Source organism: Flavobacterium tructae, assembly GCF_001853485.1.
In the GTDB taxonomy this organism is placed as follows: domain Bacteria; phylum Bacteroidota; class Bacteroidia; order Flavobacteriales; family Flavobacteriaceae; genus Flavobacterium; species Flavobacterium tructae.
Genome location: NZ_MIKE01000011.1, coordinates 973,023 through 990,291 on the forward strand (window position 1 = coordinate 973,023; position 17,269 = coordinate 990,291).

5 protein-coding genes are annotated in these 17,269 nt (G+C 37.4%); 3 read left to right on the plus strand and 2 right to left on the minus strand.

The window, feature by feature from the left end; translation table 11 throughout:
* Window positions 1–128: 128 nt before the first annotated feature.
* Window positions 129–3,482 (minus strand): T9SS sorting signal type C domain-containing protein, encoded by a 3,354-nt coding sequence (locus tag BHE19_RS06200; protein WP_070906368.1) that lies wholly within the window; start codon window positions 3,480–3,482, stop codon window positions 129–131.
* Between the two features lie 365 nt (window positions 3,483–3,847).
* Window positions 3,848–4,321, minus strand: coding sequence for a regulatory protein RecX (locus tag BHE19_RS06205; protein ID WP_070906369.1), 474 nt, complete (start codon window positions 4,319–4,321; stop codon window positions 3,848–3,850).
* A 289-nt stretch (window positions 4,322–4,610) separates the two neighbouring features.
* Here BHE19_RS06205 and BHE19_RS22245 point away from each other — a divergent pair, with 289 nt between their 5' ends.
* From BHE19_RS22245 to BHE19_RS06220, 3 genes are all read left to right on the plus strand, one after another.
* Window positions 4,611–8,828 (plus strand): T9SS sorting signal type C domain-containing protein, encoded by a 4,218-nt coding sequence (locus BHE19_RS22245; protein ID WP_083342473.1) that lies wholly within the window; start codon window positions 4,611–4,613, stop codon window positions 8,826–8,828.
* A gap of 178 nt (window positions 8,829–9,006) precedes the next feature.
* A complete protein-coding gene (locus BHE19_RS06215; RefSeq protein ID WP_070906370.1) occupies window positions 9,007–13,035 on the plus strand; it encodes a T9SS sorting signal type C domain-containing protein in 4,029 nt (1,342 codons plus the stop codon).
* 170 nt (window positions 13,036–13,205) lie between these two features.
* On the plus strand, window positions 13,206–17,066 hold the full coding sequence (locus BHE19_RS06220) for a T9SS sorting signal type C domain-containing protein (protein ID WP_233431359.1): 3,861 nt from the start codon (window positions 13,206–13,208) through the stop codon (window positions 17,064–17,066).
* The last annotated feature ends 203 nt before the right edge of the window (window positions 17,067–17,269 follow it).

Below are 17,269 nucleotides of genomic sequence, written 5' to 3' on the forward strand. Positions count from 1 at the left end.
GGGAGATATAAAAAAAATCCATTCTGAGAAACAGAATGGATTTTTTTATAGAACGAATAAACGAATAAACGAATAAACGAATAAACGAATAAACGAATAAACGAATAAACGAATAAACGAATAAACGATTACTGAAGCAATACTTTTCGGGTAACAGTAAAATCATTTGCTAAAGTTACCTTCACCAATAAAACCTGATTGGCAGACGGTAAATTTTCAATTTGAAAGCTCGCACTGTTTAATTTGTTTTTACTGTATAATTGTTTACCGGTAATATCAAAAACAACAACTTGTTTAATGTTTTCTTTTGATGAAGATATTTGAATGGTTTTATTTCCAGTCGAAATATGAATGCCATTTTCGATGTTTTCAAAATCGCCTGTACCTAAAGTTTTGCCTGGTTTATAACGCAGTGTCAAACGTTCGGTAAAGGTACCGGCTTCGGTTTTAAAAGTATAATTGCTTTGTGTTAAATCATGAACAGTTCCTGTAGTTTTGTCTTCAATGTAAATGGCCTGATTGCTCATGTTTCCGTCTACTTCGTCAATTGCAACAGTAAAATCACCTGCAACTGTTGTGCGGTATCCTAATGGAACTAGATCGGTATCTGTAAATGGCAGAGCACGTCCCTGAATTACATATTTGTTTTTTTGATCCGTAGTGTAAAAATCCAAATATTGATTGCCGTCAAAAGTTAACCCATCGTAATTAGTTTCAAAGTCATTGGTTGCCCCTTCAATGTAGCTTACTAGCAATTGTTTAAAAGCTCCCGTTGCATTGGTCATGTTTAGCCAAATGCGGTGTTTTTCTAAAGCTGCTACTTTTGACGTGTTTCCGGGTCTGAAAAACTGACCGTTATTTGATCCGCCCAATCGCATTGAATTATTAAACTTGACTTTTCCTGCAGCATTCGTTGTTACAAAGAAGGCTTGTCCGGCTGCTATGTTACCCGTCGGTTTAGTGCCTTTGTCTTTTGCAGGATCATTATTGTGCTGTTTATCTGATTTTGCAGAAACTCCTCCACTAAGGTTGTAGGAAGCATAATCATCAGCACTGTACTGATTACTTGCTACAGGTTTTGCCGGAGTGTTGTGCGTCCAGAAATAGAGCGTTCCGTTTAACATTGGATTCTCTTTTAAAAGCATATCAGCACTTAAGGCAGACGGATACGGATTTCCAATCAGGTGACTTTTCATTGCGGTTAGGGGTTCTCCCTCAATATCTCCATTGTTTGGAATTCCTTTGAAAGTTGCGGTAAATTCTTGTTTATTGGTATTGGTGTAATTCGATGGTCCTCGAATAATGTAGCCTTTTCCAACAATCATATTACTTTCTCTATTGGTCCGTACCCATTGTGTGCCATCATTGCCATAATAAAAATTGGCAGGCGTAGAAGGCGAAACGTCTACTAATTTTTGTGGAGTTACCGGAGTAGACCAATACAAGTAATCTTTTTGGAATATAGGCGGACTGGTACGGATGTAGGAAATACTTCCCGTATTCTTAGCATTGCTTTTTTGTATCAAACTGGAACTGTTTTCAAAAACTAAAGACCCGGAGTTTACGTCTATGTTGTTAGCAATAGTTAAGGTGGCTCCTGATTTTATAGTTACCGTTGCTCCATTATCGATTGTACAGGAACATCCGTTAAGATCTGTTTCTGCAGTATAATTTCCTGTAAATTGAATTGGATCGTTTAGTGATGGCGTTCCACCTGACCATTTAGTGCCATTCCAGACATTTCCGGGTAGGATTACAATGTCCGACGAATATACTCTTGTGCAATTATCATCGATGGCAAATTTATAAGTTCCGGGAGCTAATCCTGAAATTTCGTATGTGGATCCGGAAGTTGTATAATTGTATACAGTTCCTCGTGACTCCACCAGTTTTCCTGATGAAGGTATATTTTGTAAAACAACACTTCCGCTTGGGGTAGTACAAGTAGGCTGTGTGATAGTTCCTACTGTTGGGGCAATATTTGCCTGTTTGGTGATCATAGCTTCTGAAATTGCAGTGGTTGCTGTTCCGCAGCTTGATGTTACTACCGCATAGTAATATAATGTTCCTGATGTTGTAGATTGTGGAGTGTAACTACTGGTTCTGGCTCCATTTGAAGCTCCTAATGCTGTTCCGTTTGTGGTAGTTGCAGCAGTATTACTGAACCATTGATAGGTTAAGGTTCCTGATGCTGTAGCGGTAACCGTTAAAGGTGTAAAGGCGTCGTTGAGGCATTTGGTTTGAGTAGCGGTCGACTGTGAGGTGATTTTTAGTGATGGGTTAACCGTTAGTTTAGCAGTAGTTGAGTTTGTGTTAGTATTGGCAGGACAAGTGGTTGAGCTTCTTGCGACACAACGAACATAGTAGTCACTATAGGACAAAGGAAGGTTGGTCAAATTTAAGGTTGCCGTATTATGACCTGATACACCCTGAACCCCATTGGTATTGGTCCAGTTCGTTGAGCCATTGGCGGAATATTGCCATTGGTAGGTCGCATTCGAGGCAGATGCGGTTACACTAAAGGTTCCGGACTGACCTTCGCAGGCAATTAAATCCTGTGGTTGACTGGTGAATGTTAATCCTGCTTGTACATTGACTGCTATACTGTTTGAGGCATTGCTTGGGCATACATAATCATTCTTTTTTGTAATTACCGAGTAGTTTCCCGAAGTTGTAACCGTTATGCTTCTGGTAGTTTCTCCGTTTGACCAAAGGTAATTGTCTTCAATGCTTGAAGTCAATACCACACTGCCTCCCTGGCAAAAAGTCGTTGGTCCGCTTGCGGTAATAGTAGGTTTTGCTGATTTTCCGTTAGTGATATTAACATATAGGTATTTGGCTTCATTTGTTCTGCAATCATTAGATACTTCGACTTTAAGATTTCCTGCAGTTGAGCTTGTGGTTACTGTAATGGAGTTGGTATTAGCTCCCGCGGTAATAACCCAACCAGATGGTAGTTTCCAGTCGTATTTGGTTGCATTTGCTACAGGAGGTATGGAATAAACTTGTCCTGTGTTTCCAGGGCACTGTGGTGTAAATCCTGTAATTTCTCCAGTAGTTCCTAAAGCTTCATAAACAGTGATTTGCTTTTGGGAAGTTTTAACGGTAGAGCAATTTGGTTGCGTTAAGGTGTAGATTACATTTGCAACTCCGGGGGCTAACGCTTTGACAGTAGCGTTTCCTTTGCTTGTGCTTATAACTTCTAAAACTGAAGGGTTTGATGAAGACCAGGTACCAGAGTCCCATCCTCCAGCCGACCAGAATCCCTCTGTAACTCCTACACATAATTTGTTATTATTACTGCTTACTGTGCCTGCTGTTGCACCAGAGTTACATTGCGCATTTAAATTATTAATGCTGATCAGGAAAATGAAAGTAAAAAATGCTTTAAAGTAAAGCTTTGAAGATCCGAAAACGTTTTTTATTTCTAATAGAAAATTAAAGGGGAAAAATAGGATTTTGGAAAGTAGAGTTCTCTTCATATTGAAATGTTTCTATACAATTTAGTGGTGCTGGTACAGGATAAATTTTGCCCGAGCAAAGATAGATACACATACGTGATTGGAAATATGAAGGTTTTTGGAACGGTCATTTAATCGACAAAATGTCAAAATAGTCGACAAAATGCATCTTTAGAAATGAGATTTTATGTTATTTCTTATAAATAACATTCTCGAAGTATAAGAAAAATCGCAGAATAACGCTCAAAACGATCCTATTTTTAGAACTATAAGTAGTAAAAACGTCTTTTAAGTGAAAAATTTGCAAGAAAATTGAATGTGCGAGTATGGTGATTTTGACGAGAAAAATCAAGAAGTAGTGAGGTTAAGCCCGTGTTTTTTTTGGACTAGAATTCTTTTTCAAGTAAAGTAACTTTATCGTAAACAAGAAAACTCTCGTAGCCACGACGAAGCATATAGTCGCAAAACTTTTTTCGTTTTTTTAGGGTGTTTTTTTCGTGTATGCTGTTCCAGCATCGCTCAGAAAGCTGGTCGAAAGTGGCTTCGTATTCCTCGACAGTGATTTCTTTTAAAGCAAGCGTAATATTAGCCGACGAAATTTGTTTTGCTTTCAGTTCATTGGTAATTCGAATTCTGCCCCAATATTTCATGCGATGTTTACCTCTGGCAAAGCTGCAGGCAAATCGGGTTTCATTTAGAAAGTTAGTTTCAATCAATTGAACCACAATAGTATCGATTTCATCGGCAGTCATTTTTAGGCTGTACAGTTTGGATACCACTTCGGCATGACAACGTTCCTGATAAGCACAGTAGTGTTCTAACTTCAGTAAAGCCTCTTTGGGAGTGCAGATTGAATTCATGGCTTTTTTCTTTCTTTTTAACGATTACGGCTAAAAATAGTCATTTAAATGTTAAAAACACAACTATTTTTTTTGTTTTTCTCAGAAAAGTCTTTTGTTAAAATGTTGTATATGTGGGGAATTATAATATTTTTGTACACAAAATTAACAGTTTTTTATGACCTTGTAAAACAGGGTTTTAGCTTTTAGTTTTAAAACAAAGTATAAAAACAACTCCTGAATTTAATAGGGAATATTTTTTGTGTTTTGTTGCCCCAAAAACAAATTTAATCATAAATACCACTTTCATATGATTCAAAAATTACTTTTGAGCGTCTGCTCTGTATTTTTAAAATTTTCTGATCCCCAGACCAGAAAAACTTCTAATCCCGTTATCAAATTAGCCTGTTTGGGAGTGTTCTTGGTCATGAATTTGGGTTATGGGCAAACAGTAACCTGGGATGGCTGGAGTGGAGATGGAAACTGGAATACAGCAACAAACTGGAGTACTAGTACTGTTCCTACAATTTCGGATAATGTGGTTATACCTAATGGTTCTACTGCAAATCTTAGAACCGTTAATATTAATACGGCGGCGGTTTGTAAATCATTAACAATTAATGCAGGAGCAAACTTAAATACAATAACAATTACGGGGTCGAATTCATTAACGGTTTCAGGAGCCGTGAGTATTGGTGCTGGTACAGGATCTGGAGATACTAAATATATCAATGTTAATGCTGGTTCGTTGTCTTGTGGAAGTGTTGCGATTGCAGATCCGGCAAATAATAATAGAAGAAATGGTTTAAGATTGTCATCGGGAACAATAGAAGTGTCCGGTAACATAACAATGAATAGTGGTTTTAATGATATACTTTTTAGTGGATCAGGATTATTGAAAGTAGGAGGTTCGATGACTTCGGGAACTTTAACTCCTTCAACAGGTACTGTAGAGTATAATAACTCAGGTGCGCAAAATATAGGGAATTATCCTTATTACAATTTGACGTTATCCGGAAATAGTGGTGCCATTAAAGCATTTTCTTCATCTGGAATTACTACTTCAAATACTCTGACTATTGGAAATGATATAGTTGCTAATTTGAGTACGGTTACACATAGCGCAAAAAACCTAATTCTCGGAGGAATAAACAGGCCGTCAGGAACTTGGGGGAGCTCTTCTTCAAATGCAACAAATATAAATGATTTATACTTTTCTGCAGTAACAGGGATTATCAGCGTAACTGCTTGTACGGTACCAACGTCTTATAATGTGACAGGTGCGGGAGGAGCATTTTGTAGTTCAAATGCCGGTTCTTCAATTAGTTTGTCTAACTCGCAGACTACTTGTCGTTATCAATTAGTAAGAGGTAACGTTGCAGTTGGTTCACCAATAACGGGTACAGGAGCAGCAATCAATTTTGGAACATTTAATAATACAGGATTATATACCGTTATAGCAACAAATATATCAACATTGTGTTCTGCCGTAATGACCGGATCCGTAAATATTTACCGTTACAGCTCACCGCCAGTTCCTACTGCAACGGTTGTAAATGTTTCTTGCCCGGGAGAAGCCACAGGAAGCATCACAATTACTAATGCTGTTGCTCCGGCTTCTGCTAATTTTGTTAGTGCAAACAATCAGGGAATAAATTTAAACGCTTCTTTGTTATCTAACAGGACAGCCTTTACTTTAGAAGGATGGATTAAATTTGATAAGAACAACTATATCGCAAGGATGGCACTTTTTGGTCAGAATGATATTATTGAAGTTGGTTTTGAGGGTAATAACCTTAGATTCTGGACAACTCGCGGAACGGTGGATTTGCCCTTATCTTCATTTCCTGCAGGATATACATGGAACCATATAGCTGTGACGGCAGATGCTAGTTCGATGAAAATTTATTTAAATGGAGGAACTCCTATTTCAACTACGGTAAGTGCTACTAATTATGGGAGTAACAGCAATACAACAAAAATGGGATATGGGGTGATGGATGATGCCGGAGTGGGTTTAACCGGTGAGATCTTTAAATTGGGAGTTTGGAACAAGGCACTAACTCCAGCAGAAATTGGTGTTTTAGCGTCAGGATTTGTAGATTATGATGCATCACAAAATGGGTTACTTTCCGGTTATAGTTTTAATGAAGGCACCGGTTCTACATTATATGGTGTTGGTAGTGCCGCAACGAATGGAACTTTGATGGGGAGTCCTTCTCCGGTATGGACAGATCCTTATACGTATTCATGGACTTCTACTCCTCCCGGATTTACTTCCAGTTCAAAGAATTTAACAGGATTAACCAATAGAACTTATAATTTAGTAACTTCTCTGACAACTTGTACGAATTCAGGTTCATGGACAGTAAACGCGACTAATTTAACAACAGCGATTACAACTCAGCCATCGGCTGCAACTACCTGCGTGGGTAATAATGCAGCATTTAGTGTTGCTGGTACGGGAACCAGTTTAACTTACAAATGGCAGGTTAGTACTAATAGTGGATCGACTTTCAGCGATTTATCAAATGGAGGTGTTTATTCGAATGTTACTTCAGCAACCATGAATATCACTTCAGCAATCGCTACAATGAACAATTATCAGTATCGTTGTATTGTTGGAGGTGCCTGTCCATCAGTTACATCAAATGCAGTCGCTCTCACGGTGAATTCGGCTATGCCTGCACCAGTTGTAGGTACTGTCACGCAGCCAACCTGTACCGTTACTTTCGGTAGCATTGCTTTAAGCGGATTACCTTCCGGTGGAACTTTAACAAGATCACCGGGAGCAGTAGCTATACCTTATACAGGAACGGCAGTAACAGATACTAATCTTGCGGCAGGTACCTATTCGTACGCCGTTGCAAATGGTCCTTGTTCCTCAATTTCGACTACAGGAATTGTAATTAATCCAATTCCGACAGCGACCTATAATGGTACCTGGAGTAGTCCTGCAACTATAGATAAGAAACTTATTTTTAACTCCAATTTTATCTCTACAGGAGATGTGACCGGATGTACCTGTGAAGTTAATTCAGGGGCAAATGTTACAATAGGAGCTGGACATACCTTGAAGATTGCAAATGATGTTAAGGTATATAGCGGAGGTACAATGACTTTCAAAAATACAGCGGCTTTAGTTCAAATAAATAATGTAGTAAATACAGGTGATATCACTTACGAGCGTACCACTCCTCCTATATTGCTAAAAGATTATGTGTATTGGTCAACTCCGGTAAGTCCACAAACCTTAATTAATCTTTCGCCTTCAACCCCTAGTACTATGTATTATGGTTTCGATGGTACACAGTGGGTACGAACGAATAGAAATGATAATATGGTAGTAGGTAAAGGGTATATTATTCGTGCTCCGTCAGGTTATTCGAATAGTTCTAAGACAGCCTATCCGGCAAGTTTTAAAGGAGTTCCGAACAATGGAAATATAGAAACGGAAATGTTGGCTTCAGGCAAAAGTTATTTGATAGGGAATCCTTATCCGTCAGCTTTAAGCGCAGAGAGGTTTGTTTCAGAGGGCATAGAAGGGTTTATAAAAACTAATGAAAATGTAATAAATGGTACTCTTTATTTCTGGACCCACAACACACCGGCAAAACCTGTTGCAAGTAATCAGTATACTTCGGATGATTATGCTTCATTCAATCTAACTGGAGCGACAGCGGCGGAATCGGGTGGTGATAAACCAACTGGAGAAATTGCGGCCGGACAGTCATTTTTTCTAACTGCTAAAGCTGCAGGAAAAGTTCTTTTTACCAATGCCATGCGATTAGGGGCAACAGATAATGGCCAGTTTTTCAGACCTGCAAATAGTTCGAGAAAAGCTACTATAGAAAAGAATCGTATCTGGTTAAACATGACCAGTACAACCGGAGCGTTTAAACAATTATTGTTAGGTTATATAGAAGGTGCAACCAACGATTATGAAACCTTATATGATGGTCTAACTCTTGATGGTAACCAGTATTTGGATTTTTATAGTGTAAGTAATACGAATAAATTTGTAATTCAGGGACGTGCCTTACCATTTACAGATGCTGATATTGTTCCGTTAGGTTACCGAACTGCCGTTGCAGGTGATTTTACAATTGCAATAGACGAGGTTGATGGTAAAATGGCCAATCAGAAGATTTATGTTGAAGATAAAACAACTGGTGTTATTCATGATTTAACACAGAGTAATTATACTTTTAAAACCGAGGAGGGGAACTTTACTGAACGTTTGGTATTGCGTTACACTGATAAAACTTTGGGTGTCGGAGATTTTGAAAACGTTAAAGACGGGATCTTAGTTTCAATAAAAGACAAAGTAATTGCAGTACAATCTTCGCAAGAAAATATTAAGGAGGTTACAATATATGATGTGTCAGGTAAAATGCTTTACAATAAAAAGAAAGTAGGTAATACAGAATTGCAGATTCAAAACCTACCATCTTCAAATCAGGTTTTATTAGTGAAAGTTACTTTGGCAAATGATTTTACAACGACAAGAAAAGTTATTTTTCAGTAAATCATAAATAAAAGTTCATTTCAAAAAATCCATTCCGTTTTTCGGAGTGGATTTTTTTTGCATTTTAAGAAAATAAAGTTGTCAAAAAAATCACCAAAATTGGTGATTGTGAGTTTTATATGAGGGTTGTAGTTTTGAGCCAAATTATTATCAGAGAAAAACTTAAGCCCCAGAAGTTATGATAAAAAAAATACTTTTTTTTCTTGTTTTGACTTGTTGCTTTAATAGTCCGGTACTTTTAGCCCAACAAGAAACTATAGCACAAAACGGAAACTGTCCTGTTGCAGCCGGTGTTACCATTTGTCAGGGAGGTTCCGGCTCTTTAACCGCGTCCTCTTTCTGTGCTGGGATTGACCAAACTCCTATGACTGCCAGTGGTAGTGGAGGAACATCAAATAGTACATCTTATGGAGGTGGCGGAAATAGAGACATAACTATAACTTTTCCTTCGTTACCGGATGGAGCGGTAGTAACGGCTACAAATGTTACGATAAGTTTTACAGCAATTGCTCCTTCCTTAAAAAGTGAGTTGTTGGTTAGGGTAACTCCCCCTGTAACAGTTGATAGAGTGCAAACTAATTTGAATCCTCTTCCTGCTACTGTTTCTGAAAATAATAACCCTGGTGGTGCAATTAATATCCCTTTAGGAACATGGGGTACTGGAAACCCGTCAGGAGATTGGCGCTTCGAATTTAGAGAATCTCTTAATAATCCTGAAGTTATGCCCGATGCAAATATTACAGATGTCACCATTACAGTAAAATATACTTTACCGGCAACGATAGATTGGTATACAACGGCTTCCGGAGGAACAAAAATTGGCTCAGGAGCCTCATTTAATCCTGTAGGGATAAGTGGTTCCGGTCTTATTGATACTAATACTGGGGGCACGACTTCTTATTATGTGGCTTGTTCCGGTGACCCCACCTGTAGAACAAAGGTAGATTTTGTGATTCATGATGATCCTCCAGCTGTAGCGGATGTTGTCATTTGTCAGGGAGGTTCCGGCTCTTTAACCGCTTTATCTATCTGTCCTGCGACTGCTCAAATCCCTATGACTGCAAGGGGTAGTAACGGAAGATCAAATAGCATATCTTATGGAGGTGCCGGAAATAGAGATATTACTATCAATTTTCCTTTGTTACCGGCCGGAGCGATAGTAACAGGTACTGATATTAAGATAAGTTTTACGGCAGTTGCTCCTTCCTTTAAAAGTGAGTTGTTGGTTCAGGTAACTCCGCCAGTAACAGTTGGTGCAAAGCAAAGTAATTTGAATCCTCTTCCTGCTGATGTTGCGGAAAATAATAGTGCCGGTGATGCAAGTAATATTTCTTTGGGAACATGGGGCACTGGAAACCCATCAGGAGATTGGCTTTTCGAATTTAAAGAAGCTCTTAATAATCCTGAAGTTATGCCAGATGCAAATATCACAGATATTACCATTACAGTAAATTATACTTTACCGGCAACGATAGACTGGTACACAACGGCTTCCGGAGAAGATAAAATTGGTTCAGGAACATCGTTTAATCCTGTAGGAGTCAGTGGTTCCGGTCTTATTGATACTAATACTCCGGGTACTACTTCTTATTATGAGGCTTGTTCCAGTGATCCTGCTTGTAGAAGAAAGGTAAATTTTGTAATAAATAAATCTCCTCTTGTTGCAACCGGTGTTACCATTTGTAAGGGAGGTTCCGGCTTTTTAACCGCTTCATCTGCATGTGCTGCACTTGCCCAAACCGCTACGACTGCCAGTGGTAGCGGCGGAAGATCAAATAGCAGACTTTATGGGGGTGCCGGAAATACAAACATTACTATAACTTTTCCTTCGTTACCGGATGGAGCTGTAGTAACGGCTACAAATGTTAAGATAAGTTTTACGGCAATTGCTCCTTCTCTTAAAAGTGAGTTGATGGTTAAGGTAACTCCGCCTTTAGCAGTTGGTGCAGTGCAAACTGATTTGAATCCTCTTCCTGCTATTGTTGCTGAAAATAATAGTGCCGGTGATGCAAGTAATATTCCTTTTGGAACATGGGGTACTGGAAACCCATCAGGTGATTGGGTCTTCGACTTTAGAGAAGTTTTTAATAATCCAGAAGTTAATCCTGATGCAAATATCACAGATGTTACGATTACAGTAAATTATACTTTACCGGCAACAATAGATTGGTATACGGTAGCCTCGGGAGGAACAAAAATTGGCTCGGGAGCATCATTTAACCCTGTAGGGGTCAGTGGTTCCGGTCTTATTGATACTAATACTGCTGGGACAACTTCTTATTATGCAGGTTGTTCCGGTGATTCCGCTTGTAGAACAAAGGCTAATTTTGTTGTAGATCTGGCAACACCTGTATTAGGAACAGTTACTCAGCCAACCTGTAGTGTTACTTCCGGTAGTATTGCTTTAAGCGGACTGCCATCTGGTGGAACGTTAACAAGATCACCTGGAGCAGTAGCGGTGTCTTATACAGGAACTAAGGTTACAGACGCTAATCTGGCAGGCGGGACATATTCGTACACAGTTGGAAACGGCAACTGTACATCAGCTGCTACTACGCAAGTTGTTATCAATACACCACCGGCAATAGCAACCTATGGTATGGGTGGATGGGATGATACTCCAACCATAGATAAGAAACTCATTTTTAGCTCTGATTTTATGTCCACAGGGGATGCAAGCGGATGTTCTTGCGAAGTTAATTCAGGAACAAATGTCGTAATAGGAGAGGGACATACCCTAACCATTGCGAATGATGTTAAAGTATTTACAGGAGGTACAATGACCTTTAAAAATACGGCAAGTTTAATGCAAAAAAATAATGTAGTAAATGCGGGTGATATTATGTATGAACGTACTACCTCACCCATATTTTTAAAAGATTATGTGTATTGGTCAACTCCGGTAAGCCCGCAAACATTAGTGAATCTTTCGCCTTTAACGCCCAGTACTATGTATTATGGTTTCGATGGTACACAATGGGTGCGAACGAATAAGACTGATAACATGATAGCGGGCAAAGGTTATATTATTCGTGCCCCGTCAAATTATTCGAATGTCTTTAAGACAGCCTATCCGGCAAGTTTTAAAGGAGTCCCAAATAATGGAAATATAGAAACAGAGCTGTTAACTTCAGGAAAAAGTTATTTGATAGGGAATCCATATCCGTCTGCAGTAAGTGCGGATGATCTTATTATTAATGCCACAAATAATGCGGTAATAAATGGAACGCTTTATTTCTGGACTCACAATACGGCTGCGGTGCCTACACTGACGAATCAGTATACTGCAGATGATTATGCTTCTTATAATATTAGCGGCGGAGTATCGGCAAAATCAGATCCTGGTTACAATAATAATCCAACACTTGACAAAGGTGTTAAACCAACAGGTAAAATTGTAGCCGGTCAAGCCTTTTTTGTGACTACTAAAGCTGCAGGAAAAGTACTTTTTACCAATGCAATGCGATTGGGGGCATTAGATAATGGCCAGTTTTTTAGATCAGCGAATCCGAAGAAAGGAACCGCGATTGAAAAGAATCGTATTTGGTTAAATATGACCAGTACAACCGGAGCTTTTAAGCAATTGTTAGTGGGGTATATTGAAGGAGCGACCAATGAATATGATAGTAATTACGACGGATTAACTTTTGATAGTAATCCGTATTTAGATTTTTACAGTATAAGTAATGGGAATAAATATGTCATTCAGGGACGTGCCTTACCGTTTACAGATGCTGATATTGTTCCGCTAGGTTATCGAACTGCTGTTGCTGGCGATTTTACTATTGCAATAGACGAAGTAGATGGTAAGATGTTGAATCAGAAGATTTATGTTGAAGATAAAGCAACCGGAGTTATTCACGATTTAACACAAAGCAATTATACTTTTAAAACCGAGGTGGGGAATTTTACTGAACGTTTGGTATTGCGTTACACCAGTAAAACTTTAGGTGTCGGAGATTTTGAAAACCTTAAAGACAGGGTTCTAGTTTTTATAAAAGACAAAGTGATTGTGATACAATCTTCGCAGGAAAATATTAAAGAAGTTACGGTATATGATATGTTAGGAAAAATGCTTTACAATAAAAAGAAAGTAGGTAATACAGAAGTACAAATTCAAAACCTACCATCTTCAAATCAGGTTTTATTAGTGAAAGTTACTTTGGCAAATGATTTTACAACGACAAGAAAAGTTATTTTTCAGTAAATTTTAAATAAGAGTTCATTCAAAAAGAATCCATTCCGTTTTTCGGATTGGATTTTTTTTAAGAAAATAATGTGTTTGAAAAATCACTAAAAGCAGGTATTGTAGATTTCATAAAGAGTATTTATTTTTGAGTTAATTCTTACAAATAAAAAACGCCTGAATTTCTTATTTTGATAAAAAATGTAATTTTTTCCCTGTTTTTGGTGGTCTATCTTTATGGTCCGGCACTTTGCGCTCAACAAGGCAAGGTAGATATTTCTTTTAATACAGATGATAATGGGAAAAAGGGAGATGGTTTTGACAATGTAGTACGAACGGTATCTTTACAGTCCGATCATAAGCTTTTGGTCGGAGGTGATTATTTAAACCTCAATGGAACTAAGTGCCAATATTTAACCCGTTTAAATCTAGATGGTAGTATCGATGAAACCTGGGACACAGGGACAGGTTTCAATGGAAAAATTTATACGAGCTGTATTCAGCCAGATGGAAAAATAATTGTAGGCGGTAGTTTTACCTCTTTTAATGGAATCAGTTGTGGAAGACTGATCAGATTAAATATTGACGGTTCTTATGACGCAGCATTCGATACTACGATTGCTGTTAATACGGGTATTATTTATAACATTTGTCTGTATCGTGATGGAAGAATAATTATAACCGGAAGTTTTACTAAATATAATAATATTACCGTAAACAGGGTTGCCTGTATTTTGTCCGATGGCAGTTTAGATTCTTCTTTTAATACAGGTTCCGGGTCTTCTGCAAATATTATAAATGCAAATGTTATGTCCGATGGTAGAATTTTACTAACGGGTAATTTTTCAATTTTTAATACAATCGCGGCCAATAGAATGGTTTGTTTATTACCAAATGGTAAAGTTGATACTGGTTTTAATACAGGTTCCGGTTTTAATGAAGATGTGAATGCAGTTGTTGTCCAATCTGATGGGAAAATTATTGTGGGAGGGAAATTTACAAGTTATAACGGATCGATTGCAAATAGAATAGTAAGATTGAATCAGGACGGCACTATAGATAATAGCTTTGTAACCGGAACCGGTTTTAGTGGGGATGCAGTCCAGATTATTAAAAACGATTTGTCCGGTAATATTATGGTCGGAGGTTCATTTACAGGTTTTTATAATGGGGTGGCAGTCAACCGAATTTGTTTGTTGAATTCAAATGGAAGTCTTCAAACAAATTTTGATGTTGATTCAGGTCCGGGATCGGGATCAATTTTGACATTAGCGAATGACAGTGAAAACTTCTGGTATGTTGGTGGCTCATTTTCAGTTTTTGATAGTCAGAATCAGGGAAGATTAGTAAAAATTAGCAAGGACGGAGAACGCGAAGAAGCATATTTATCAACGGGAGTTGGTTTTGATGATTCAGTTTTAAAAGTACTGCCCTCATTAGATAAAAGTACAGTCGTACTGGGAAATTTTCAAAAGTTTAATGGAAACTTTAGTTCAAGAATAGTTCGGGTTCTGGCAGACGGATCCTATGATACAACTTTTAATTCCGGACAATTAGGGGCAAATAATGTGATAAAATCAGGTGTCTTACAATTGGACGGAAGGATTATTCTTGGTGGAAATTTTACAAAGTATAATGGAACTGCTTTCAATAGAATCATTAGGGTTTTGCCGGATGGAGCAATAGATAATACATTTAATGTAGGCTCAGGATTTAACGGTCAGGTTTACAGCATTGCAATTCAACCCGATGAGAAAATAATTGTAGCAGGAAATTTTACAAGTTATAATGGGGCACCCGTTGGAAGAATAATTAGGTTGTCACAAAGCGGTTTACGAGATCTTAGTTTTGATACTGGCGGTGGTGCTGATGGAATTATTGAAACAATAATAGTTCAGTCTGATGGAAAAATCTTGGTAGGAGGGCGATTTGATAGTTTTAATGGAAAGTCTTCCCATAGATTAATTCGTCTTAATTCTACAGGAAGTATTGATTCTGATTTTAGCGCAGGGACAGGTTTTGATAAAAATGTCTATGCAATTGGACTCCAGTCCGATCAGAAGATAATTGTGGGAGGGGCATTTTTAAGTTACAATGGAATTCCGCAAAAAAGGATTGCTCGCTTGAACGCAGATGGGAGTCTGGATTCTTTTTTTGATAGTGGAGTAGGCTTTGATAAAGGCGAAGTTCGCAGTATTTTAATTCAGCCGGATGATTGTATTTTGGTGGGAGGAACTTTTTCCGGGACTTATAAAACCAATACTGCTTTACGGTTAATACGTTTGCAAAAATCGGGAGAATATGATATTTCATTTAAAAGTGAGCTTAATAACAGTCTCTTTACAATGGGTTTTACTGTAGATCATAAGTTAATTATTGGAGGAAGCTTCAACTCCATATCGGGGATTTCAAAACACAGGATTGCCAGAATCAAACTTTGTTTAGACGGGACAGTTTGGGATGGTAAAAGTTGGTCAAATGGTTTTCCGTCAGTGGCAGAAGCAGTAGAGTTTAGAGGAAATTATGAAAACCTAACTTCTGTAAATATATGTAGTTGTTTTATTGATGAAGGAAAACAGGTTATACTTTTGAACGGTAACACTTTGGGAGTAGAATTTTCATATACAGGTAAAGGGATATTAGTACTGGAAGATTCGGCTAGTTTCTATCAGTCTGATGATGATGTAGTGAATACTGGTATCGTTTATTTAAAAAGAAATTCAACGCCTATACGAAAATCGGATTATACGTATTGGTCTTCGCCGATAGACCTGCAAAAATTAATAGATGTATCTCCTAAATCACATTTGGAAAAATTTTATTCATACAATTATGATGACAGAAATTGGAAAAAAGAAAATCCTGTAAATTATATGTCTGTCGGAAAAGGATATATCATTCAGGGGCCACAAGATTATTCTGAAACCGTGCCTTTAAAATTCGAAGCAGTTTTTAAAGGAATTCCTAACAACGGTAAAATTGAGATTAAGTCTGGCGTAGCTGATACTTTTAATTTAATAGGTAATCCGTATCCCTCTGCCCTTGATGGAGATGCTTTTTTATTGGCAAACAAATCAAAAATCAAAGGTACACTTTATTTTTGGACGCATAATACACCAATTACCAAGTACAAATATACTTCAGATGATTATGCAGTTTATAATTTACTCGGCGGTGTAGGAACAAGAAAATCCGAAACATCCGGAATTAATGAAACAGTTCCCGACGGGACGATCGCCACGGGACAGGCATTCTTTACCAATAGTAAAGGTTCAGAGACAATAGAGTTTATGAATAGTATGCGGGTTGTAGGTAGAAATGCAAGATTCTTCAAACAGCCAGATAGAAATACTATGACAGTATTTAAGAACACAATTGAAAGACATCGTATTTGGCTAAATTTTGATAATAGTGAAGGAAGTTTTAAACAAATCCTGATTGGTTATATCGATGGAGCTACAAATCAATACGATACAGATTATGATGCAGAATCACTGAATGGTAACCCGTTTGTTAATTTTTATAGTAGGATTGAAAATAAAAAATTGGTAATTCAGGGAAGAGCATTGCCTTTTATTGAAAACGATTCGATAACACTTGGTTATGAAACTGCTATTGCAGGAAAATTTAATCTTAGTATCGATCATGAGGATGAGTATTTTAAAAAAGAGAATGTTTTTTTAGTAGATAAAAAAATAAAAAAGATACACAATTTGAAGCAGGGTGCTTATTTGTTTTCAAGTGATGCAGGAACTTTTAATGAGCGATTTGTACTGCTCTTTACGAATGAAACTTTAACGATCAAAGATTTTTCGGAGAAAAATCCGGAGGTACTCATTTCAGTAGAAGATAGAATTATTAAAGTAATCTCAACTCAGGAATTAATCAGTCAAATAACCGTTTTTGATATTTTAGGAAAACAAATGTATCGAAAAGAAAATCTTGAAATCTTAGAATTTCAACTTCCAAAATTCAATTTAAGCCATCAGATTTTAATTGTAAAAGTTATACTTGGAAACAGGAAAATAGTGACAAGGAAAATTTTACTTTAAATGTCTGTCTTAAAGGAATAATCTTTTTTATCATTCTAAAAATATTCAGAGTATAAACCGCCATGTTTACTGGTAAAATGCTGTTTTTAATCCTGTTGAAAAAGTTATAAGTGTTAAATTCTCACAATTAAATCAAAAATATTTAGTTTGAATGTAAATAAAATCGTACCTTGTTGCTGCTTTACGATTCAAAAACTTAAAAG